The organism is Nocardioides faecalis (genome assembly GCF_018388425.1).
Lineage (GTDB): Bacteria > Actinomycetota > Actinomycetes > Propionibacteriales > Nocardioidaceae > Nocardioides > Nocardioides faecalis.
Genome location: NZ_CP074406.1, coordinates 1,799,548 through 1,821,020, shown reverse-complemented (window position 1 = coordinate 1,821,020; position 21,473 = coordinate 1,799,548). Strand labels below are relative to the sequence as shown.

General features: G+C 69.8%; 22 protein-coding genes. 7 read left to right on the top strand and 15 right to left on the bottom strand.

The features are described from left to right. Positions 1-3 precede the first annotated feature (3 nt). Genes KG111_RS08330 through hsaA form a run of 4 tightly spaced genes read right to left on the bottom strand, consistent with a single transcriptional unit; the run spans position 4 to position 3,680 of the window. On the bottom strand, positions 4-648 hold the full coding sequence (locus tag KG111_RS08330; RefSeq protein WP_249666358.1) for a flavin reductase family protein: 645 nt from the start codon (positions 646-648) through the stop codon (positions 4-6). 32 nt (positions 649-680) lie between these two features. After that, positions 681-1,580: an iron-dependent extradiol dioxygenase HsaC gene (gene hsaC / locus KG111_RS08325; RefSeq protein ID WP_240195337.1), complete on the bottom strand. Its 900-nt coding sequence runs from the start codon at positions 1,578-1,580 to the stop codon at positions 681-683. Continuing rightward, complete coding sequence (hsaD, locus tag KG111_RS08320; RefSeq protein ID WP_205290181.1) at positions 1,580-2,491, bottom strand: 4,5:9,10-diseco-3-hydroxy-5,9,17-trioxoandrosta-1(10),2-diene-4-oate hydrolase; 912 nt, start codon at positions 2,489-2,491, stop codon at positions 1,580-1,582. Before hsaD ends, hsaC begins: the two co-directional genes overlap by 1 nt. Before the next feature lies 1 nt (position 2,492). Beyond that, positions 2,493-3,680 carry a 3-hydroxy-9,10-secoandrosta-1,3,5(10)-triene-9,17-dione monooxygenase oxygenase subunit gene (gene hsaA / locus KG111_RS08315; RefSeq protein ID WP_205290180.1) on the bottom strand — a complete coding sequence of 396 codons (1,188 nt, stop codon included), beginning with the start codon at positions 3,678-3,680 and terminating at the stop codon, positions 2,493-2,495. A gap of 165 nt (positions 3,681-3,845) precedes the next feature. On the opposite strand from hsaA, the gene KG111_RS08310 reads away from it, so the two are divergent. Continuing rightward, positions 3,846-5,165, top strand: a complete 1,320-nt coding sequence (locus KG111_RS08310) for an HNH endonuclease signature motif containing protein (RefSeq protein ID WP_205290179.1) — start codon at positions 3,846-3,848, stop codon at positions 5,163-5,165. 807 nt (positions 5,166-5,972) lie between these two features. Here the strand turns inward: KG111_RS08310 and KG111_RS08305 are convergent. Further along, positions 5,973-6,458 (bottom strand): SHOCT domain-containing protein, encoded by a 486-nt coding sequence (locus tag KG111_RS08305; RefSeq protein WP_205290178.1) that lies wholly within the window; start codon positions 6,456-6,458, stop codon positions 5,973-5,975. A 233-nt stretch (positions 6,459-6,691) separates the two neighbouring features. On the opposite strand from KG111_RS08305, the gene KG111_RS08300 reads away from it, so the two are divergent. Further along, positions 6,692-7,153, top strand: coding sequence for a hypothetical protein (locus KG111_RS08300; protein ID WP_205290177.1), 462 nt, complete (start codon positions 6,692-6,694; stop codon positions 7,151-7,153). 127 nt (positions 7,154-7,280) lie between these two features. Here KG111_RS08300 and KG111_RS08295 read toward each other — a convergent pair whose 3' ends face one another. The 5 genes from KG111_RS08295 to KG111_RS08275 all read right to left on the bottom strand — a co-directional run bounded on the left by KG111_RS08295 (position 7,281) and on the right by KG111_RS08275 (position 12,089). Continuing rightward, positions 7,281-8,384: a hypothetical protein gene (locus KG111_RS08295; RefSeq protein ID WP_205290176.1), complete on the bottom strand. Its 1,104-nt coding sequence runs from the start codon at positions 8,382-8,384 to the stop codon at positions 7,281-7,283. A gap of 485 nt (positions 8,385-8,869) precedes the next feature. Further along, the gene (locus tag KG111_RS08290) at positions 8,870-9,193 is read right to left on the bottom strand and encodes a hypothetical protein (protein WP_205290175.1); all 324 of its coding nucleotides are present in this window, start codon (positions 9,191-9,193) and stop codon (positions 8,870-8,872) included. A gap of 77 nt (positions 9,194-9,270) precedes the next feature. Then, positions 9,271-10,359 (bottom strand): 4-hydroxy-2-oxovalerate aldolase, encoded by a 1,089-nt coding sequence (dmpG, locus tag KG111_RS08285; RefSeq protein WP_205290174.1) that lies wholly within the window; start codon positions 10,357-10,359, stop codon positions 9,271-9,273. 15 nt (positions 10,360-10,374) lie between these two features. Next, entirely contained in the window at positions 10,375-11,277 is a 903-nt protein-coding gene (locus KG111_RS08280; RefSeq protein WP_205290173.1) for an acetaldehyde dehydrogenase (acetylating), read from the bottom strand. Beyond that, positions 11,274-12,089, bottom strand: coding sequence for a 2-keto-4-pentenoate hydratase (locus KG111_RS08275; protein WP_205290172.1), 816 nt, complete (start codon positions 12,087-12,089; stop codon positions 11,274-11,276). The genes KG111_RS08280 and KG111_RS08275 overlap by 4 nt, the downstream gene beginning before the upstream one ends. A 33-nt stretch (positions 12,090-12,122) precedes the next feature. On the opposite strand from KG111_RS08275, the gene kstD reads away from it, so the two are divergent. The 3 genes from kstD (at position 12,123) to KG111_RS08260 (ending at position 15,188) form a co-directional block, all read left to right on the top strand. Next, positions 12,123-13,799, top strand: a complete 1,677-nt coding sequence (gene kstD / locus KG111_RS08270) for a 3-oxosteroid 1-dehydrogenase (protein ID WP_205290171.1) — start codon at positions 12,123-12,125, stop codon at positions 13,797-13,799. Beyond that, complete coding sequence (locus KG111_RS08265) at positions 13,799-14,680, top strand: MaoC/PaaZ C-terminal domain-containing protein (protein ID WP_205290170.1); 882 nt, start codon at positions 13,799-13,801, stop codon at positions 14,678-14,680. The genes kstD and KG111_RS08265 overlap by 1 nt, the downstream gene beginning before the upstream one ends. Positions 14,681-14,744: 64 nt before the next feature. After that, a complete protein-coding gene (locus tag KG111_RS08260; RefSeq protein WP_205290169.1) occupies positions 14,745-15,188 on the top strand; it encodes an OsmC family peroxiredoxin in 444 nt (147 codons plus the stop codon). An 11-nt stretch (positions 15,189-15,199) separates the two neighbouring features. Here KG111_RS08260 and KG111_RS08255 read toward each other — a convergent pair whose 3' ends face one another. The 3 genes from KG111_RS08255 to KG111_RS08245 form a co-directional block, all read right to left on the bottom strand. After that, positions 15,200-15,649 (bottom strand): MOSC domain-containing protein, encoded by a 450-nt coding sequence (locus tag KG111_RS08255; RefSeq protein WP_205290168.1) that lies wholly within the window; start codon positions 15,647-15,649, stop codon positions 15,200-15,202. 20 nt (positions 15,650-15,669) lie between these two features. Continuing rightward, on the bottom strand, positions 15,670-16,335 hold the full coding sequence (rpe, locus tag KG111_RS08250) for a ribulose-phosphate 3-epimerase (RefSeq protein WP_205290167.1): 666 nt from the start codon (positions 16,333-16,335) through the stop codon (positions 15,670-15,672). Positions 16,336-16,420: 85 nt separating this feature from the next. Further along, a complete protein-coding gene (locus tag KG111_RS08245) occupies positions 16,421-17,620 on the bottom strand; it encodes a kynureninase (RefSeq protein ID WP_205290166.1) in 1,200 nt (399 codons plus the stop codon). 60 nt (positions 17,621-17,680) lie between these two features. Between KG111_RS08245 and KG111_RS08240 the strand changes: the two genes are divergently transcribed. Both KG111_RS08240 and KG111_RS08235 read left to right on the top strand, forming a co-directional pair. Next, positions 17,681-18,688, top strand: a complete 1,008-nt coding sequence (locus KG111_RS08240) for a hypothetical protein (protein WP_205290165.1) — start codon at positions 17,681-17,683, stop codon at positions 18,686-18,688. Further along, a complete protein-coding gene (locus KG111_RS08235; RefSeq protein ID WP_205290164.1) occupies positions 18,681-20,351 on the top strand; it encodes an SMP-30/gluconolactonase/LRE family protein in 1,671 nt (556 codons plus the stop codon). Before KG111_RS08240 ends, KG111_RS08235 begins: the two co-directional genes overlap by 8 nt. Here KG111_RS08235 and ligD read toward each other — a convergent pair. Beyond that, positions 20,348-20,587 carry a non-homologous end-joining DNA ligase LigD gene (ligD, locus tag KG111_RS08230; protein WP_240195336.1) on the bottom strand — a complete coding sequence of 80 codons (240 nt, stop codon included), beginning with the start codon at positions 20,585-20,587 and terminating at the stop codon, positions 20,348-20,350. The genes KG111_RS08235 and ligD overlap by 4 nt on opposite strands. A 14-nt stretch (positions 20,588-20,601) precedes the next feature. After that, the gene (locus KG111_RS08225; protein ID WP_205290163.1) at positions 20,602-21,462 is read right to left on the bottom strand and encodes a DUF6414 family protein; all 861 of its coding nucleotides are present in this window, start codon (positions 21,460-21,462) and stop codon (positions 20,602-20,604) included. Between the last annotated feature and the right edge of the window lie 11 nt (positions 21,463-21,473).

Here is a 21,473-nt window from a genome sequence, read left to right as displayed (position 1 = left end):
CAGTCAGGAGTCGGTGGTGCGGTACCGGCCGCGGTAGTACAGCAGCGGCTCGGTGACCGGGGCGTCGTCGGGGTGCGCGGCGAGGTGCTCGACCTTGCCCACCACGATGTAGTGGTCCCCGCCCTCGTAGACGGCGTGGATGGTGCAGTCCAGGTGGGCCAGGGTCCCGGTGATCACCGGCGCCCCGGTCACCTCGGCGGGCGTCCAGTCGATGCCGGCGAACTTGTCGACGCCCTTGGACGCCATCTGGGCCGACACGTGCTCCTGGTCGGCGGCCAGCACGTTGACGCAGAAGCGTCCCGAGCGCTGGATCTGCGACCACGCCCGCGAGGAGCGGGCCGGGATGAACGTGACCAGCGGCGGGTCGAGGGAGACACTGGAGAAGGACTGGCAGGTCATCCCCACCGGCTCCCCGCCGCTGGTCGAGGTGATCACGGTGATCCCGGAGGCGAAGCAGCCGAGCACGTCGCGGAACCGACGCGCCGCGGCCTGGGCCTCCGGGTCGTCCTGGACCGGGACCGCGTCGCCGGGGCGGATCTCGAAGTCGACCTCGGCGTCACCCAGCCACGACCGGATCAGGTCCGGGTGCGGCCACGTCTCGCGCGCATCCGGGCTGACCCCGTCGGGGACGCCGGGCACGTCGGGCACGTCGGGCACGTCTGGGGCCGGTCGCTGCGCGTTCAGCTGCCGCCGCCGAAGTCGTGGCCCCAGTAGGAGACCGCCGTGGACTCGCGCGCCACCCAGCGGGCGTCGTCGACCGTCATGCCGTCGGTGCCGAACTCGACGTCGAAGCCGCCGGGCGACTTGACGTAGAACGAGATCATCTCGTCGTTCATGTGCCGGCCCAGGGTCGCCGAGAGCGGCGCCTTGTGCTTGCGGACCCGCTCCAGCGCTCGGCCGACGTGGTCGAGCTGGTCGACCTCGAGCATCACGTGCACGCACTTGCTGGGGTTCGGCATGGGCAGGAACGCCAGCGAGTGGTGGCGCGGGTTGACCCCGAGGAAGCGCAGCCAGATCTTGCTGCCGGGCTCCTTGCCGACGAACTCCCCGGGCATGCTCATCGAGTCGCGCAGCCGGAAGCCGAGGACCTCGGTGTAGAACCGCAGCGCCTCGACGTCGTCGAGGACGGGCAGCACGATGTGGCCCATGCCCTGGTCGCCGGTGACGAACTTCGCGGCGTACGGCGTGACCAGCGGCCGCGACTCGTAGGTGATGCCGTGGTAGAGCTCGAAGACGTTGTCCCACGGGTCGCGGAACCGGACGAGCTCTTGCACGCGGCGCTCGTCGAGCTCCGCAGCTGTGCCCTCCTCGAACTCCACGCCGGCCTTGGCGAGGTGCTCGCGGGCCTCCTGCAGCGCCCGGGGGTCGGCGAGCTCCCAGCCGACGCAGTCGAGCTGGTCGACCTCGGCCGGGACCACCACGAGCCGGGCGGAGACCTCGTCGATGCGCCAGTACTGGTGGGCCGGGTTCGGGCCGCGGCCCTCGGCCAGGCCGAGCACCTTGCCGGCGAACAGCCTCCAGGCGTCCAGGTCGGTGCTGGCCACCCGGATGTAGCCCATGGACTTGATGTCGATGGTCATCAGCGGGTCCTCTCCACGTGTCGGGCCAGGAAGGCGGTGCAGATCTCCGCGAACTCGTCCGCGGCCTCGATCTGCGCCCAGTGGCCGCAGCTCGGGAAGACGTGCAGCTGTGCCTTGGGGATCTGCTTGAGCGCGACGAGCGCGCCGTCGAGCGGGTTGACCCGGTCCTCACGGCCCCAGGTGAGCAGGGTGTGCTTGCGCAGCCGGTGCGCCTCACGCCACAGCATGCCGTCCTCGGCCCACTCGGGGTTCCAGAAGGAGGCGCCCATGGAGCGCATCGCCTCCAGCGAGCCGGGCGCGGTGGCGTCGGCGAACCGCTCCTCGACAAGCTCGTCGGTGACCAGCGCCTGGTTGACGACCATGGTCGAGATGAACGCCCGCAGCGCCTCGCGGCTGGGGTTCATGGAGAAGTCCATGAGCCGCTGCACGCCCTCGGTGGGGTCGGCGTGGAACAGGTTGACCGACAGCCCGCCGGGGCCCATCAGCACCAGCCGGCCGACGCGGTCGGGGTGCTCGAGGGCCAGGCGCATCGCCGTACCGCCGCCGAGGGAGTTGCCGAGCAGGTGCACCCGGTCGATCTTCAGCTCGTCGAGCAGCTTGACGACGTACTCCGCGGAGTGGCGGAAGTAGTTGGCCTTCACCTCGGGCTTGTCGGACTGCCCGAAGCCGGGCTGGTCGACGAGCAGGGTGCGGAAGCTCTGCGCGAACCGCGGCAGCGCGGAGCCGAAGTTGCTCCACGCCGAGGCGCCGGGGCCGCCGCCATGGAGCAGCACGAACGGCAGGCCGCCGCCGACCGGCTCGCCGGTGGTCTGCTCCGGGCCGGCCTCGTAGTAGTTGAGGGTGATGTCGCCCGCCTTCGCGGAGCGGCGGGTGCCGTCCTTGGAGTAGTCAGGCTTGGAGTGGTCGCTCACCTCAGTACATCCCCGGGTCGATCTTGTGCCCGAACTGCTGGGCGCCGTACATCTGCAGGGCACGCTCGGGGTCGTTGGCGGCGTGCACCCGACCCGCGTGGGCGTCGCGCCAGGCCCGCTGCAGGTAGGTGCCCTCGGCCAGGGCGCGACCGCCGGAGGCCTCGAAGAGGGTGTCGATCGCCTCGATGGAGCGGGCCGTGCCGAGCACCTGGTCGCGGCGCACCCGCAGCCGCAGCTCCAGCGGGATCTGCTCGCCGCGGGCGACGTGGGCCTGCTGCTCGCGGATGTTGGCGACCAGCAGCGCCCAGGCGGCGTCGATCTCGGAGGAGGCGCGGGCGATCCGGACGGCGCCGAACGGGTCCAGCGACGCCTTCTCGCCGAGGTAGGCGGCGCGCACGCGCTTGGTCTGCATCGCCACGTGCTCGGCGTAGGCGCCCTTCGCCATGCCGATGATCGGGGTGGCGATGGTGGAGGTGAAGATCGAGTGGAAGGGCAGCTTGTAGAGGTCGCTGGTGTTGACCGCCTGGCCCGGGCCCTTGCACTGGCCGGTCTCGCCCATCGACAGCGTGAACTCGGTGGGGATGAAGGTCTCCTCCACCACGATGTCGTTGGAGCCGGTGCCGCGCAGGCCGACGGTGTTCCACACGTCGACGACCTGGTACTTCTCGCGGGGCACCAGGAAGGTGCGGAAGTCGACGACCTGGCCCTCGGCGTTGAACACCAGCCCGCCGAGCAGCACCCAGGCGCAGTGGTCGGAGCCGGAGGAGAAGCTCCACTTGCCCGAGAGCGTGAAGCCGCCCTCGGTGAGCACGGCCTTCCCGGTCGGGGCGTACGACGAGGACAGCCGCACGCTCTGGTCGTCGCCCCACACGGCCTGCTGGGCGACGTCGTCGAACAGCCCGACCTGCCACGGGTGCACACCCACGACGCTGGAGACCCAGCCGGTGGAACCGTCGGCGGAGGCGATGTCGCGCACGGCGGTGTAGAAGGCGATCGGGTCGGCCTCGAGGCCGCCGTACCGCTTGGGCTGGAGCAGCCGGAAGAACCCGGTCTCCTCCAGCTCCTTGATGGAGGCGTCCGGGATCACCCGGAGCCGGTCCCCCTCCTCCGCGCGCTCGCGGAAGGTCGGGAGCAGGTCACGCACGCCGTCGAGGACGGCGGTCACCTCGGGGGTGAATTCGCTGGTCATGGGAGCTCCTGGTTCGGCGCCGCGCGGCGCGAGAGGGGACGCGGGAGGTCGATGGCTTCAATACTAGAACACGTTCTTGTTTTGGTCCACGCACGGCGCTCTCGGGGGTGTCGGCTCGTGTCGATTCGCGTCGGTTCCGTCGGACCCCCTTGCTGGAATGGACCCATGACCACCTCCCAGCTCCCCGACGCCCAGGACGCGCTGCGCTCCCTGTCGGCAGCGGAGCTGCTCGAGTTCGTGGAGGACCAGCACGCCGCCAAGCTCGAGGCCGAGCGGATGCTGCTGCGCGCCGCGCGGCAGTGGGCCGTCCTGCACAGCCCGGACGCCCTGCCCGCCGGCGACCGCCGCGGCCGGTCCCGGGCCCGGTGCGCGGGTGCGGAGGGCACGCCGAAGATCACCGAGTACGCCGCCGCCGCGTTCGGCGCGCGGATGCAGACCTCTCCCTACGGCGCCAAGCGCCTGATCGCCGATGCCGTCGACCTCGAGCAGCGGCTGCCGCAGCTGCACGCCGGCATCGAGGCCGGTGTGGTGCGGGTGCGCAACGCCCGCCACGTGGCCGAGGCGACGCGGGAGCTGACGGCCGAGGAGGCGGCGTGGGTGGACGGCGAGGTCGCCGAGTCCGCCGACGGCCGGCTGTCCTGGGCGCGCTTCGAGGCACTGGTCGAGGGCAAGGTGGCGGCGGCCGCACCGCACCTGGCGAAGGCGCGCGAGGAGCTCGCGCAGACCGAGCGCTTCGTGCGGATGTCGCGGGTGAACCGGCACGGCGTCGCGACGCTGACGATCCGCGACCACGCCACGGTGATCATGACCGCCGAGGCGGCGGTGTCACAGGTGGCGAAGAAGCTCGAGGAGACGATGCCGACGGCGAGCCGCAACGAGCGCCGCCTCACCGCGTTCGCCGCGCTGGTCAACCCCGAGACGCACACGGACCCCGCGATCCGGGCGATCAAGCCGAAGGTGTCGGCCCTCCTGCACCTCTTCCCCGGCTCCCCCATCGCCCGCCTGGAGGGCCACGGCCCGGTCACCCTGAACTGGGTCCGGCACATGCTGGGCACGGTCGCCGGCAAGATCAAGGTCACCCCGGTCCTCGACCTCGCCGGTCAGGCCCCGGTCGACGCATACGAGATCCCGAAGCGCCTGCGCGAGGCCGTCCGCCTCATCCACCCGGCCGACGTCTTCCCGTACGCCGCCAACCTCGGCCGGACCGGCGACATCGACCACACCGTGCCGTACAGCGAGGGTGGCCCGACCGCGATCGGGAATCTCGGGCCGATGACCCGAACGCACCACCGGATCAAGACCCACGCCGGCTGGGAAGCCCGACAACCCTGGGCCGGGATCGTCGTCTGGCGAGATCCCTACGGGGCCTTCTACCTGGTGGATTCCAGCGGTACGCGGAGGGTGCGTGGCGCGGAGGATGGGCACGCGATGAGCGTGGATCACGTGCACACGGCTCGGATCGTGCTGGACGGGCTGGCGGCGTGACCACGGCGCCGCACCTCACCGTCCCTCGGCTCATTCCGCCCACATTGACGCAGCCCAACCCAGCATCGGATACGCAGTCCACGACCATAAATCAGGCGGCAGATCAGCGAGTTCTCTTCCGCTTCTTGGGTGGAGGTTCACTGCTCGACTTCCTGACGTTGCCGCCAACAACGCCTGCGGTGTCGAAGCACGAACAGGTCACGACGCGTGGCTCGGCGGGGTCAATCGCGACCGGGACTGGTCCGACAGCAAAGGCGCCACGCGGGATGAAAGAACAGAGCGGGTCCGCGTGCCAGTACGTAGTTGCAAGTGGGGGCCGGTTTCCTCTCGGCTTCATTGGAGTGAGCCGGTAGAAGTATCCGAGGGGCTCGGTCAATGTCTTTCCTTTCGGACGGCGTCGGGAGCCCCAGTCTGGGACATCACGTGCGATCACGCTGAAGTTCTGGTCCGGCCGGTCGAGACATTACAAGCGTTAGACGGGACCGGGCGGACCTCCCCTGGTGTGTTGAACCGAGCCGTCGACTTCGATTGTGTCAATCGATGCGCAACGCGCCTACCTGAGATTCTCTCGGTGCCGAATATATGAAGTAGCGTGGTTCAACCCTTCGTAATCCAGCCATAAAACGTTGCGTAGGTGAGGCGGGCCGGACGACCGCCGACGGAGTGCGTCGAATAGTGTGTCATTCCGCCGCGAGCGTGACACCCCATTGCCTCGCACCACTCCTCGACTGGGGCCTCGCAACCGCGAGCAAGTGGCCTGGCGAGCCCGAACGGCAAGAGGTGCGGAGCCTCATCTCCCGCGGGCAATCAGCTCAGAAGCTTCGCTTTCGCTGCATCGAACTCGGCGTCGCTCAACTTTCCTGCCTCGTGCAACGTCACAAGTTTCGTCAGTTGATCAGCAATTGCCAGCCCGCCAACCTGCTGTCCTTCGGCCTGATGGCTCGACGGGACTACGCCCGACGGGTCTTGCGCGAGCATCGCCTGCAACTCGCGGCTGGCCGCGTCGAGCAGACGACCTATGTTCTTTCGCTCAGCCCCTCCGGCCGTCACATTGGTCCTGAGCTTGGCGGCGCCACCTACCCGAACCAGGCCACCTTCGGGAGAGGGGATGACGCTCGCAGACATGCTCGCTCCCCAGGAGAACCCCGACATCGGGGTCGAGAAGGTCACCGATCGGGAGTATTGATCGGTTGACTTGATCGACCACCGTAGCCCCCTCAGAGCGCGCGTTAGTGCTTCGAAGACCCAGTCGGGTTGTGCCGAGAAGAAGCGTTCGTTCGCGAGGTTGGCCATAAGAGCATCCTCCTGGCAATCAGGCGCGGCGTCATGCGCTTGCACGTGATCATCGAGACACCGAACTGGACACGGAATGCAGGCTGGTGCTGTTCCCCGTGCCCGGCCCCCGCGTATGCCTCGGAGCCGCGACATTCCGCCGCGAATCTCCCGCCAGGCGAGGACGGAGCAGCGTGAATCCTGGCGATGTTGAAACGGCGCCCATCGAGCTTCGTCATCACTAACCTGTCCGTGTGAGCGACGCGGAAATTTGGGTAGCGCTCGGGGTCGCCGTGCTCAGCGCGTTCTGGACCTCTGGCGGTCGAGCAGCACTCCAGCGCCGCGTGATCCAGCACGAGTTGGAACTCGCCAGTCAGCTCTATGACGGCATGCTCAAGAAGAAGATGCGCCAGAGCGCTGAGGACCGAGCCGCGGTGTACCTGGCGCGAGGCTTGCCCTCCGATGATTCGCTGGGAGTACTCGGTCGAATCCTTGCGCCTGTGGCAGCCGGCGCGCTGCTGCTCAGCGGTCTGTCCGCCATCAACGAACCGCTCGTCATCAGTGCTGGCGTCGGGCTGTTGGCAGTGGCGCTCGTAGGTGGAGGATTCGGCGCGATGCTCGACGCCCTTTATCGCGACGGACGCGCATGGATGGGTAAGGTCCGCTCGAATCAGGCGTGGAAGCGGCTCCGGTCTGCAGATCAGTCGAGGCGCTAAGACCGGTGGGCGCTACGTCGTTCGTATGATGGACTTGTCCGCTCTGACTGCGTCAGTGCTGCTGCACCTACCGGTGCTAGCACTGACCTGTCCCGTTCCGCCGCATCTGGCGTGATCGTGCGCGGGGTCAAGAGGTCCAATGGTGGATCGCGTCGCCAAGCCGCTCTGCTGCCTTCACCGCCTCGTCGTTGAGCGAGTCAAAGGTGTCCTCAGGACTTTGTGCTTCGACGATTCCGAACATTGGCAGCGACGCGTCGAGGCCCAGGATCGGTTGGCGGATCTCGTAGTGGACGCATCGGTTGCGAACAAGGCGCAATGGCTTCTCGTTCAGCCATCGGCGCATGGCCGGGTCCGCCATCAAGGACCGCAGGTTCACTGAGCCGGCCGCGTTTGCCTCGGGAGTCTTGGTCAGGATCTCGTCGATAGCTCGTAGCGAGTGGAAGAGGCTGACGACTCGTGCCCGGAACGCAGACTCGCGATGTTCGTCCGTGGCTTCGGCTGTGAGCAGCCTATTGCTGTTCAGTTCGGCTTCGATCATCAGCAGGATCAGCTTGGTGGCGATGTCCATAGCCGGGTCGTATCGTTTGCTGAGGTACCGGTCGGCCCGACGGTCGATGTCGGTGACAGCACCTAGGGAGGAGAGGTTCATGCTCGCCCTGGGCTCTGCTTCGTCTCCTGCAAACCGGGCTAGGACTGCAAGAGTTGCCCCTTGTGACTTCGCGAGGTCGAACGAATCTTGGCTTGCGTCGGAGACGCGAATCTGGCTCTCGAGTCCCATGCGGAAATGGCCGGTGATGGACGAAGTCAGAACTCGTTTGCCCGGGCCAAGGCACATTCCGATGTCGCTCTCGAACCATCGCGCGAACCAGACGGAGTTGCCGAGGAACTCGCTCTGGTGAGCGGCATAGAAGGCAAGTATCTCGGTCTTCAGATCGGGGAGTGGACGCTGGCTATCGTCGAGAAACTTTCCGCCATGCCGCGACCGGGCGATTGTCCTGTCGTAGTCGCGATCCAGTTCGGCCGCTAGAGCAGGGGCGCCGACGTGTGGATTGTCTGACTTCACCGCGAGGCCGCCTTCGTAGACGATGCGCGAACTGACCCCAAGCGCGACCAGTGAAAGCCACCCAGAGCGCCCGGATTCCTGAAGCGACAAGACGAGGTCGGCAGTCCAGCGGGCGTCTTGGGCGACCATGTGGCGTGCCGCGTAGCCGGCAAGTTCCTCGCAGTCCACTCTGGCGCCCTCTCGTCGGCGGCATCACGCGATGTCACCAGCAACGGTCGAAAGTATGTCGGACCGCGTAACGCGGTGGGGTCGTTCTGGAGGGGCTGCCCCGCAGCGGCCTATTGCCGGAGCTGGTCGCGCGCCTGTGGACATCCCGCCTGGCGGTCGTGAGCCAGCACTACAGCCATCAAGGTGGCACCCAGCACACCCGGATAAGAGGCGTCGAACCTGCGTCATAGCGCCGCGAAGGACTCCGGATCAGAATGGCCCGCGCGTTCGATGCTGTCCCGCCGGCCGGCGCGACCAGCATTGCGCTTCGCAAACGGAACGCCGGCACCCATCAGCACGCGGAAGGGCCGGTGTGCACGCGAGCGCGGGGCGCTGGCGCGGGCCGGCGCCCGCAAGCCATCGTCGAGCTCATCGCTCCGCTTGGTCACCGACCGTGGTCCGGACCGTCATGATCTGTCCAGCCGGAGACCGAAGGTTCTACGCGATCAGCGACGAACCCTGCCCGCGACCTTCTTCACCCCACCCACACCGGCACCCAGGACCCGCGGCACCACGCGGTGCGGCTTGCCGTTCGCCAGGTCGAGGAGGGAATCGGCGATGCCCCAGGACAGCTTCCCCTCGGACATCTCGACGAGGGTCTCGAGCGGGAGGTTGACCGTAAGGTCCTCCAGCTCCTGACGCTCCTTCTCCGTAGCCGTCTCGGGGAGGCGGCTGACGATGACCTTCTTGAACGCGCGGCCGGGCCGGGTCACGGACAGCTCCTGCACGGTGGACTGGCGGGTGAAGGGGCGCGTGGGGGTGGTGGTCATGGGGTTCTCCTGTCGGTACGACGAGTACGACGAGACACGGGCGCTCGCCGGAAAAGCGGGTGTGGTTCGAGGCGGTGTCAGACCCCGGCGGGGGTCTCCTGCGCGGCACGCAGCTGCAGGGCGATGTCGATGAGCTGGTCCTCCTGGCCGCCGATGAGCTTGCGCCGACCGGCCTCCAGGAGGATCTGGGCGCCGGAGACGCCGTACCGCTCGGCGGCGTTGCCGGCGTGCTTGAGGAAGGAGGAGTAGACGCCGGCGTAGCCCATCATGAGCGTCATCCGGTCCAGGCGGCACTCCTCCGGCATGGCCGGGCGGATGACGTCCTCGGAGGCGTCGACGATCTGCAGGAAGTCCACGCCGGTGGTCCAGCCGAGCTTGTCGCACACCCCGATGAACGCCTCGAGGGGCGTGTTGCCGGCACCGGCACCGAAGCGGCGCACGGAGCCGTCGATCTGGGTGGCGCCGGCGCGGGCGGCGATGACGGTGTTGGCCACGCCGAGGCCGAGGTTCTCGTGGCCGTGGAAGCCGACGTCGGCGACGTCGCCGATCTCGGCGACGACGGCGGAGACGCGGTCCGCGGTCTGCTCCATGATGAGCGCGCCGGCGGAGTCGACGACGTAGACGCACTGGCAGCCGGCGTCGACCATGATCCGCGCCTGCTTGGCCAGCACCTCCGGCGGCTGGGTGTGGCTCATCATCAAGAACCCGACGGTCTCCAGGCCGAGCTCGCGGGCCAGGCCGAAGTGCTGGATGGAGGTGTCGGCCTCGGTGCAGTGGGTGGCGATGCGGCAGATCTGGCCGCCGTTGTCCTGCGCAGCGCGGATGTCATCCTTGGTGCCGACGCCGGGCAGCATCAAGAACGCGATCTTCGCGCGCTTCGCGGTCTCCGCGGCGATCCGGATCAGCTCCTGCTCGGGGGTGCGGGAGAAGCCGTAGTTGAACGACGAGCCGCCGAGGCCGTCGCCGTGCGTCACCTCGATCACCGGGATGCCGGAGTCGTCGAGCGCGCGCACGATGTCCTCCACCTCGGTCGCGGTGAACTGGTGCCGCTTGTGGTGCGAGCCGTCGCGCAGGCAGGTGTCGGTCAGGCGCAGGTCGAGCTTCCCGAACGGCTCGTCGCCGTGCGTGCCGGACCAGGTGCGGGACAGGGTGTTGAGGTCGGTCATCTCAGGCTCCGTCGGTCAGTTCTGGGCGAGGATCGAGCGGGCGATGTGCTCGCCGACCTGCGCGGCGGCGGCGGTCATGATGTCGAGGTTCCCCGAGTACGGCGGCAGGTAGTCGCCCGCGCCCTCGACCTCCACGAAGATCGAGACCCGCCGCATGCCGCGGGTGAAGTCCGACGGGCCGTCGAACTGCGGCTCCTGCAGCAACCGGTAGCCGGGCACGTAGCCCTGCACCGCCTCGACCATGCGGTGCACCGACTCGGTGATCGCGTCGGTGTCGGCGTCGGGATCCACGGCGCAGAAGATCGTGTCGCGCATGATCATCGGCGGCTCGGCGGGGTTGAGGATGATGATCGCCTTGCCCGTCTGCGCGCCGCCGATGGTCTCCACGCCCGCCGCGGTGGTGCGGGTGAACTCGTCGATGTTGGCGCGGGTGCCGGGGCCGGCGCTGACGCTGGAGACGGAGGCGACGATCTCGGCGTACGACACCGGGGTGACGCGGGAGACGGCGTTGACCATCGGGATGGTGGCCTGGCCACCGCAGGTGATCATGTTGACGTTGAGCGCGTCCACGTGCTCGGTGCCGTTGACCGGCGGGATGACCGCCGGGCCGACGGCGGCCGGAGTGAGGTCGATGGCGCGGATGCCGGCCTCGGCGTAGCGGGGCGCGTACTCGCGGTGCACGTAGGCGGAGGTGGCTTCGAAGAGCAGGTCGGGCAGCTCGTCGCGCTTGAGCAGCCAGTCGACGCCCTCGTGGCTGACCTCCAGCCCGTGGTCGGCGGCGATCCGCAGGCCCTCGCTGGCGGCGTCGACGCCGATCATCCAGCGCGGCTCGATCACCTCGCTGCGCTGGAGCTTGAAGAGCAGGTCGGTGCCGATGTTGCCCGGCCCGACGATCGCCGCGGTGAGCTTCTTTGTCATGAGTCTTCCTCTTCCTCGAAGCTGACGGACAGCGGCGCGAACCCGCTGATGGACGCCGTGACCCGGTCCCCCGGGGCGAACGGCACGAACGGGCCCAGGGCCCCGGAGAGCACGAGGTGGCCGGCGCGCAGCGGGTCGCCGAACGTGGCGGCCTGCACCGCCAGCCAGCGCAGCGCCTCCAGCGGGTCGCCGAGGCAGGCGGCACCGGTGCCGGCCGAGCGCTCCTCGTCGTTGACGGTCAGCGACATGACGACGTCGCGCGGCTCGAGCTCGTCGAGCCGGCGCCCGTCGGTGCCGACCACGAACAGCCCGCTGGAGGCGTTGTCGGCGACGGTGTCGGTGAAGGTGATGTCCCAGTCCGCGATCCGGGAGTCGACGATCTCCAGCGCGGGCAGCGCGACGTCGACGGCCTCACGCACCAGCTCCAGGGTGATGTCCTCGGGGGCGGCGTCGATGTCGGCGGCGAGCACGAACGCGACCTCCGCCTCCACCCGCGGCTGCACCAGGGTGCGCATCGAGATCGGGGTGCCGTCCACGCCGTGGCTGACGTCCATGTCGGAGAGCAGGTAGCCGAAGTCGGGTTGGTCCACGCCGAGCTGGCGCTGCACCGCCTCCGAGGTCGCCCCGATCTTGCGGCCCACCACCCGGGCCCCCGCCTCCGTACGACGCCGTACCAGCCCCTGCTGCACGGCGTACGCCGCGGGCAGGTCCTCGGTGCCGATCAGGTCGCGGACGGGTGCGCACGGCACCCGGGTCGCCAGCGCGGTGGCGAGCCGGTCGGCGGCCGCCGCGATCGCTTCGGGAGAGGTCACGGAGCCATACTAGAACCTGTTACAGTTTTTCGCATGAAGGAGTCCTACGACGTCGTCGTGGTCGGTGCCGGCGGCGCCGGCATGTCGGCCGCACTGGCCGCCGCCCACCAGGGTCTCGACACGGTGCTCATCGAGAAGAGCCCGTACTTCGGCGGCTCCACCGCCCGCTCCGGCGGCGGCGTGTGGGTCCCCGGCAACTACGCCCTGCGCGAGGCCGGCCAGGTCGCGGACGGCGACCTGGAGGAGGCCAAGGCCTACCTGGACGCGATCGTCGGCGACGTCGTGCCCAAGGTCCGCCGCGACACCTACCTCGACCGCGGCCCCGAGGTGCTGGACTTCATCCGCGCCCACACGCCGCTGGAGTTCACCTGGGTGCCGGAGTACGCCGACTACCTGCCCGAGAGCCCCGGCGGGCGTGCCCGGGGCCGCAGCGTGGAGCCCGAGCCGATGGACGCCCGCTTCCTCGGCGACGAGCTCGACCGGCTGCACCCCGCCTACACCAAGGCGCCGGCCAACCTGATCGTGATGCAGCGCGACTACCGCAAGATCAGCCTCGGGCTGCGCACCATCAAGGGCCCGCTCACCATGCTCAAGGTGATGCTCAAGCGGGTGCTCTCGCTGCTGCTGGGCAAGAAGATGTACGCGATGGGCAACGCCATCGCCATCGGGCTGCGCAAGGGCCTGATGGACGCCGGCGTCCCCGTGGAGTACGAGACCGAGCTCGTCGACCTGCTCGTCGAGGACGGCCGCGTGGCCGGCGTCGTCGTCACCCAGGGCGGCACCCGCCGCGAGATCCGCGCCCGCCGCGGCGTCGTCCTCGGCTCCGGCGGCTTCGAGCACAACCAGGAGCTGCGCGAGAAGTTCCTGCCGCAGCCGACATCAGCGACCTGGTCCACCGGCGCCCCGGCGAACACCGGTGGCGGCCTGCTCGCCGGCACCGCGGCCGGTGCGGCCACCGCGCTGCTCGACGACGCCTGGTGGGGCCCGACCATCCCGCTGCCGGGGCGCGCCTGGTTCTGCCTGGCCGAGCGCAACCTGCCCGGCTCGATCATGGTCAACGGCGAGGGCCGGCGCTTCATGAACGAGGCACTCCCCTACGTCGAGGCCACCCACGAGATCTACAAGGGCGAGGCCACCGGCGTCAGCCACGTGCCGTCGTACCTGGTCTTCGACCAGACCTACCGCAACCGCTACCTCTTCGCCGGCCTCGCGGGCCGCCAGCCCTTCCCCGGGCGCTGGTACAAGGAGGGCGTCGTGGTGCGCGCCGACACCCTCGAGGAGCTCGCCGCCAAGGTCGGCCTGCCTGAGGGCTCGCTGCCGGCGACCGTGGAGCGGTTCAACGGCTTCGCCCGCCACGGCGTGGACGAGGACTTCCACCGCGGCGAGTCGGCCTACGACAAGTACTACTCCGACCCGACCGTGAAGCCGAACTGCTCGCTCGCCCCCATCGAGAAGGGCCCCTTCTACGCCGTCAAGATCGTGCCGGGCGACCTCGGCACCAAGGGAGGGCTGCTCACCGACGAGCGCGCCCGAGTGCTGCGTGAGGACGGCTCGGTCATCGACGGTCTCTACGCCGCCGGGAACGTCTCGGCAGCCGTCATGGGCAACACCTACCCCGGTCCCGGTGGCACCATTGGCCCCGCCCTCGTGTTCGGCTACCTGGCCGTCGAGGACCTGACCTCTGCTGCCCCGGCGAAGGAGATTGCCTGATGCCCATCGACCCGTCCGTCGCGATCGGCGCCCAGACCGCGAACACCACGTTCTCCTGGACCGAGTCCGACGTGCTGCTCTATCACCTGGGCATCGGCGCGGGCTCGCGTCCCGGCGACAACCTGTCCGCCGACGCGCTGCGCTACACCCTCGACGGGCCGGGCCTGCAGGTGCTGCCCTCCTTCGGCGTGGTGGCGCCGACCTTCCACGCCACCGAGCCGCCGCCGCTGGACCTGCCCGGCTGCGACATCAACCTCGCCCAGGTCGTGCACGGCGCCCAGGAGATCTCGCTCTCCGGCCCCATCCCCACCGCCGGCACCGCGCGGCTGCGCACGACGATCACCGACATCTGGGACAAGGGCAAGGCCGCGGTGATCTGGCAGGAGGGCGTCGCCACCGCCGAGGACTCCGGCGAGGAGCTGTGGCGGGTGCGCTCGTCGATCTTCGTCAAGGGCGAGGGCGGCTTCGGCGGCGACCGCGGCTCGGCCACCCCGGTGGTCGTGCCCGAGCGGGCGGCCGACTTCGAGACGTCGTATGACGTGACGCCGCAGCAGGCGCTGCTCTACCGGCTGTGCGGGGACCGCAACCCGCTGCACGCCGACCCCGACTTCGCCAAGGGCGCCGGCTTCCCGGCCCCGATCCTGCACGGGCTGTGCTCCTACGGCATCGCGCTGCGCGAGCTGACCGACGGCCTGCTCGGCGGCGACGCCACCGCGGTCGGCGGGTTCACCGCACGCTTCGCCGGCGTGGTGTTCCCCGGGGAGACCATCCGGGTCTCCGGCTGGCGCGAGGACGGCCGGATCATCGGCTCGGCCGTCATCGCCGGCGGCGAGCGCGACGGCTCCCCCGTCCTGGCCGACTGCGTGGTCTCGCTGGCCTGAGCCGGCCTGTGGTGTGGCCTCCTACGGTGGAGGACGTCCCCGTCCTCCACCGAAAGGCCCTGCCATGCCTACTCGTACCGCACGCACCGCCTGGAACGGCGGCCTGACCGACGGCTCCGGCCAGGTCGAGCTCACCTCCTCGGGCGTGGGCACCTTCGAGGTGTCCTTCCCCAAGCGCGCCGCCGACGACGCCGGCGGCACCACCAGCCCTGAGGAGCTGGTCGCCGCCGCGCACTCCTCGTGCTACTCGATGGCGCTGTCGAAGATCGTCGCCGACGCCGGCGGCACGCCGGTGGCGCTCGACGTGACCGCCGAGGTCACCCTCGGCCCCGACCCGGCCGGCGGCAACCGGATCACCGGGATCAAGCTGACCGTGCGTGGTGAGGTCGAGGGCCTGGACGAGGCGGGCTTCAAGGATGCCGCGGAGAAGGCCAAGGCCGGCTGCCCGATCAGCAAGGCGCTCGCCGGCGTCGACGAGATCACGCTCGACGCCGCGCTCGAGGGCTAGACCAGACCTGCTTAGAGCAGCGTCTCCTCCAGCGTCATCGGGTCGCCGAGGCTGATCGAGCCGCCCTCGAGCACCCGGAAGACGGTGCCGGCCCGGCGGCGCAGCGCGTCCTGGGCACCCCGTCCGATCGTGTCGTCGAGCAGCTTGCACGGTGCGGCCACCCGCACCGCCTCCAGCAGCACGTCGCCGATCCGGATGCGGGTGCCCGGGTCGCGCGGCACCGCGCCGTGGGAGACGGTGATGTTGCGCCGGGTCAGGTGCGAGGGCACGGCGTCGCCGTAGACCTCGGCGGCCAGGTCGAGCGCCTCGCGGCTCTGCACGGTGACGTGCCGGTGCTTGGTGCCGTGGTAGCGGTCGCCGACGATGCCCTTGCCGGTCTCCACCTCGACCGAGGTCTTCGACTGCATCGGCAGCCGCCGGCCCTTGGCGACGTGGATCGCCTCGACCTTCGCCGTGTCCACGGGGGTGTCGTCGTGACCGGTCAGGCCTGCGCGGCCTGCGCCTTCTCCCGCAGCGCGGCGACCATCTTGTCGGGGTCCTCGGCGGAGTAGACCGCCGAGCCGGCGACGAACACGTCCGCTCCGGCCTCGGCACAGCGCTCGATCGTCTCCAGGGAGACGCCGCCGTCGACCTGCAGCCAGGTCTCGATGCCGTGCTTGTCCATCATCGCGCGGGCGCGGCGGATCTTGGGCAGGCACAGGTCGAGGAACTTCTGCCCGCCGAAGCCGGGCTCGACGGTCATGATCAGCAGCATGTCGAGCTCGGGCAGCAGGTCCTCGTAGGGCTCGATCGGCGTCGCCGGCTTGAGCGCCATCGAGGCACGGGCGCCGGCGGAGCGGATCTCGCGGGCCAGCCGCACCGGGGCCTTGGCGGCCTCGACGTGGAAGGTGACCGAGCCGCAGCCGGCCTCGACGTAGGCCGGGGCGTTGCGGTCGGCGTCCTCGATCATCAGGTGCGCGTCCAGCGGGACCGGGCTGACCCGGGCGAGCGCCTCCACCATCGTCGGCCCGAAGGTCAGGTTGGGCACGAAGTGGTTGTCCATGACGTCCACGTGCACCCAGTCCGCGCCCGGGATGCGGGCGACCTCCTCGCCCAGCCGGGCGAAGTCGGAGTTCAGGATGGACGGCGTGATCTGGATGTGGCCCACGAGGGCAAAGTCTAGGTCGTCGCTTCCTCGAGCAGCCCCTCGGCTTCGACGACGTCGATATCCGGTGGCGATCCGCCGCTGCCCCTCAGAGCGCGGCGCGGATGGCGGCGATGCCCCGCTCGACCTCGGTGAACGAGGTGGACAACGGCGAGAGCCCGATCCGCAGGCCGTCGGGCTGGCGGAAGTCGGGCAGCACGTCGCGCTGCCACAGCGCGGCGGTGACCGCACGCATCCTCGGGTGCGCCAGCGTGACGTGGCCGCCGCGGCGGTCGGGGTCGCGCGGGGAGGCGATGCGCACCTCGGGCAGCTCGCGCTCGGCGAGCGCCACGGCCAGCTCGGTCAGCGCCACCGACTTCTCCCGCACCGCGGGCACACCCACCTCGGCGATCAGCTCGACCATGTCAGCCAGGCCGAGCATGCCCACGATCGGCGGGGTGCCGCTGAGCAGCCGCCGGATGCCGGTCGCTGGCGCGTATTCGGGCCCCATGGTGAACGGCTCGGCCGCGCCCATCCAGCCCTGGATCGGCTGCACGAACGCGCCGCTCTCCAGGTGCCGGGCGGCGACGTAGCCGAAGGCCGGCGCCCCGGGCCCGCCGTTGAGGTACTTGTAGCTGCAGCCCACCGCCAGGTCCACGCCCCAGCTGTCCAGCTCCAGCGGTACGACGCCCGCGGAGTGGCACAGGTCGAGGAGGATCCAGGCGCCGGCGTCGTGCGCCAGGCGGGTCAGCTCGGCGACGTCGGCCAGCCACCCGGAGCGGTAGGCGACGTGGCTGAGGACGACCAGCGCCGTGCGCGGGCCGAGCACGGCGGCGAGGTCGTCGGCGCCCACCCCGCCCTCGGGGTCGGTCTCGATCCAGCGCACCGTCAGGCCGCACTCGGCGGCGACGCCCTCGACGACGTAGCGGTCGGTCGGGAAGTTGTCGCGGTCCACGACGATCTCGTCCCGGCCGGGCTGCGCGGCGACGGCGGCGCGGACGAGCTTGTAGAGCAGCACCGTGGTGGAGTCCCCGACGGCGGCCTGGCCGGGTGCCGCGCCGAGGACGACCTCGCCGATGCGGTCGCCGAGCGTCAGCGGCAGGTCGAACCAGCCCTCGTCCCAGCCGCGGATCAGGCGCCCGCCCCACTCCTCGGCGACGAAGGCACCGATCCGCTCCGCGGTGGCGCGCAGCGGGCGGCCGAGCGAGTTGCCGTCGAGGTAGACCAGCTCCGACTCGGCGCCGACGAAGCGGTCGCGGTGGCCGGCCAGCGGGTCACGGGCGTCGAGGGTGGCGGCGTCGAGGGTCACCGGCCGAACCTATAGCGGTCGGCGGGTTTCGGCAGCGCCCGGGTCGCTCACGATAGGGACGTGCGCGCTCCCCGCCTCCGCTCCGTCCTGCTGCTCGTGCTGCCGCTGTGCGCCGGCTGCCTGGGCGCCGGCTCCGACGGTGGCTCCGACGGTGGCGCCGACGGTCGTCCGCAGGGCGGCCCCGCGACCGCCGGCGCCGCGTCCTGGCAGCGCAGCGACGCCCCGCTCACCGCGGACGTGCTGCCGTTCGCGGTCGACGGCACGGTGCACGTCGGGGACGAGCGGATCGACACGGGTGCCACCCTCGCGACGTTCGTGGTGGCCGGCGACGGTGTCTACTTCGTCGCCGACGAGGACCCCGACGACGGCTTCCTGCCGCAGAGCGGCACGGGCGAGCTGCAGTTCGCCGACCGCGACGGCGAGGTCGTCGAGACCGGCGTCGAGATCCTCCTGACGTCGCTGCGCGCCTCCCCCGACGGCCATCACCTCGCCGCGCTGGACATGGCCTCCGGCGAGAAGGACGCCTTCGGCACGCCGCAGGCCGCGCTCGTGGTGTGGGACCTCGCCGCCGGTGAGGAGGTCGTTCGCGGCACCGAGGCGACCGGCGACCCCGACGAGGACGACCTCGCCGCCCTGTACTCGGAGCTGAACATGCACATCGCGAGCATCGACGACGACGGTCTCGTGCTCGAGACCTCCAGCACCTGGGTCTACGACTTCGCCACCGGTGGCGGGAAGCGCGTCAACGACCAGGTCGAGTTCTCCTCCGCGCTGGACGCACCGGCCGGCGAGTGGAGGCTCGACGGCCGTGGCCGCGAACAGACGATGCTGGGCCCCGGCGGAGCGCGCGTGAAGCCGGACCTCGACCCCGCGCGGTTGGAGCTGTTCGGATGGGTGGACGCGACGACGTCGTACGGCGTCCTGAACGGCGACCCGGAGGTGCTGGTCACCTGCGTGGTGCCGACGGGGGCGTGCACCGAGCTCGACGGCACCGCCGGGCAGCGAGTCGTGCTGCCCGCCGGGTTGAGCGAACCCGGGCTCGACCTGACGGGGCAGTCGGATGACTGACCCCGAGATCACCTACCGGCGTCTGCTCACCGGCAACCCCTCAGCGCTGGCCGGTGCGGTGGAGGTGCTGGTGACAGTCGCCTCCCGCCTCGACACGGTCCGCACCGACATCGACACCGCCGCCGGCGTGCCGGTATGGGTCGGCGGCGCGGCCAACGCCTACACCGCCCGGGTCGGCACCCTCACCTACGCGGTGTCGGTCAACCGCGCGACGCTGGCCCACCTGCACGGCACCGTCGCCGCCGCCGAGCAGGCCTACCGCACGATGGAGTCGTACGCCGACGAGGTGATCACGGCGTGGCGTCGGAGGGAGTCCTCGTTGCCACCGACGGTCCTGGAGATCTTCGCGCGCGTCGTCAACGGTGCCCTGCTCGGAGCCGGACGCAACTACGACGCCCAGCTCGCGGCACTGCGAGCAGCGCTGCGGGGCGAGGAGGTCGACACCGAGGACCTCGACGAGCACACCCGGGAGTGGATCGAGCGCGGTGAGGCCCGGACCGACGACTGGCGGGAGGAGGCCGGCAGCGGGTTGGGGCCGCTGATCCCCAACATCGCGGCGAACGGGGACCCACGCGGCCTGATCCCCCAAGGCCTCGGCTACGACCCGGCGACCCGCAGCCTGCTTCAGGCGTTGTACAAGGACGGCCAGCCGTCGGTCCTCGCGGTCGTCGACGAGGTGACCGGCACCGAGCTCACCGAGGTCGAGCTCGGCACCTACGCCCAGGGCGAGACCCGTCCCGGGCACGTGGGCGGGGTGACCGTCGACGGGGACAGCGTGTACGTCACCGACGGCGGGCGGGTCTACGAGTACTCCCTGCGCGACATCCGGTCCAGCGCTCCCGGCCGGACGGTGGAGCAGGTCCGACCGCCGACCGAGGTCGCGGCCAGCTCGTACGCGGCGTTCCACGACGGCACGCTGTACGTCGGCAGCCACGACCGCAACGTGCTCTACGCCTACGAGAAGGACGCCCGCGGCGAGTGGCGACCGGTGCGGGACGCCTACGGCGACCCGGTCGAGATCAAGACCCCGAACGACGCCCAGGGCGTGCTCGTCCGTGACGGCGAGCTGGTGTTCAGCACCTCCTACGGACGGCACAACGAGAGCGCCCTGGTCGTCCAGGACCGGGTGACCGGCGAGCGCAGCGAGGCGTACCCCTTCCCCAACATGTCCCAGGGACTGGTGGAGGTCGACGGCCAGATCTACGTCACCTACGAGTCGGGGGCCGAGAAGTTCGACAGCACCGGCACCGGCGCGGCGGGGTGGTTCTGGCTCGTGCCTGACGACGACGACCTGTGGGCCACCCGCAACTTCACCATCACACCGCTCGCCGAGCTCGGCCTCGATGCCGAGGTCGAGGTGCAGCCGGCGACCCTGCGCAGCGCGTCCGGGGAGCTCGAGGGCGCGGCCTTCGTCCTGGCCAAGCAGCACTCCGCCCTGGCCGAGGTCGACGTCGCCGCCGCCGACCTCGGCGCCTTCCCCTCCGCCTCGCCCCTCTCCACCGACCTCACCGACCTGCTCACCCGGTGCGCGCGCAGCCTCAAGCTCGGCGCGCGGGCAGTCACCGACCTCGCGGAGGGGCTGTGGAACAGCGGCGGCGACTATGACCGGACCGACACGGTCGTGCAGGCCGCGTTCGGGCAGCTTCGCACCCTGACCCGTTAGGCCCCGTCGGTGTCGTCTCGCTCGGCCCACTCCAGCAACGGGGCGATGTCGAAGACGTGGTCGTCGATGTCGTGGTGCAGGTCGCCGAGCTCGGCGAACCGCGCCGGCACGGTACGGATGGTGAAGTCGCGCGGGTCGGCGTCGTCGATCTCGTCCCAGCGGATCGGCGTGGAGACCCGGGCGTCGGGCAGGCCGCGCATCGAGTACGCCGCGGCGATCGTGTGGTCACACACCATCGAACAACGTTGCACTAACGATAGATGGCGATGGGCTCGATCCACAGAGCAGGACCCTTGATCGTTGCTTGGTTCCCCGAGATCTCGATGTTCAGAGTCGCAGCACTTTCTTCGAAGACCGCCAGCGCCGCCTTCATGCTCTCGATCTCCACACCGGAAGGCGCCACGTCCTGTGTAAGCCGCATCGCGGGGAACTCTTCATTATCACCGATTAGGCGGTCGACCTGGCCCACGACGGTGTACTCACCGCCGAGACGCCCGAGTGTCCCGATCAGCCACTCACGCTTGATCGACATGCCCACAGTCGGCCCTGGATCTCCAAGTGGACGGGCAAGTACGACGACTTGGTCTCCGTTCCCTTCCAACAGGGCCCGGATGTTTCGCTCCCCTTCCTTCGTCTCCTTCAACTCGTCGCCCTTCTGCGAAAAGAAGTGACCGCTCGACTTGGCCTTCTCTGCAAACCATAGAAACGTCCGAAGAAGTGTCTCGATCGGAGCGACCTCACAGTCAGCTCTAAACTCGATCGTGTCGCCCGATTCCACGCCGTCGAGCACTCCGGGCCCCCAGCCTTCAAAGGTTCCAAGCGCCTTGCCGTCCACGAGGCTCTGGTACCAGAGCTCGAAAACAGAGAACCTGGTGCGGGTGCGGACCATCTCTTCCTCGAACTCGCTAGTTCCCTTCTTGCCGCCATCCAGCTTCGCTGGACCAACCCCGAGCGTCGCAGCGACGCCACCCTCGCGAGCTAGGTTGACCTTCGCTACTACCTCATCGATCTTGCCTGCTTCGACCGCAGACAGGGAGTTGATGACAGTCTCATCATCGAGATAGATGAAGCCGCGGTGGATCTTCTTTGACGGTGCCTTGTACTTCGCCATGGCCCTCCTTA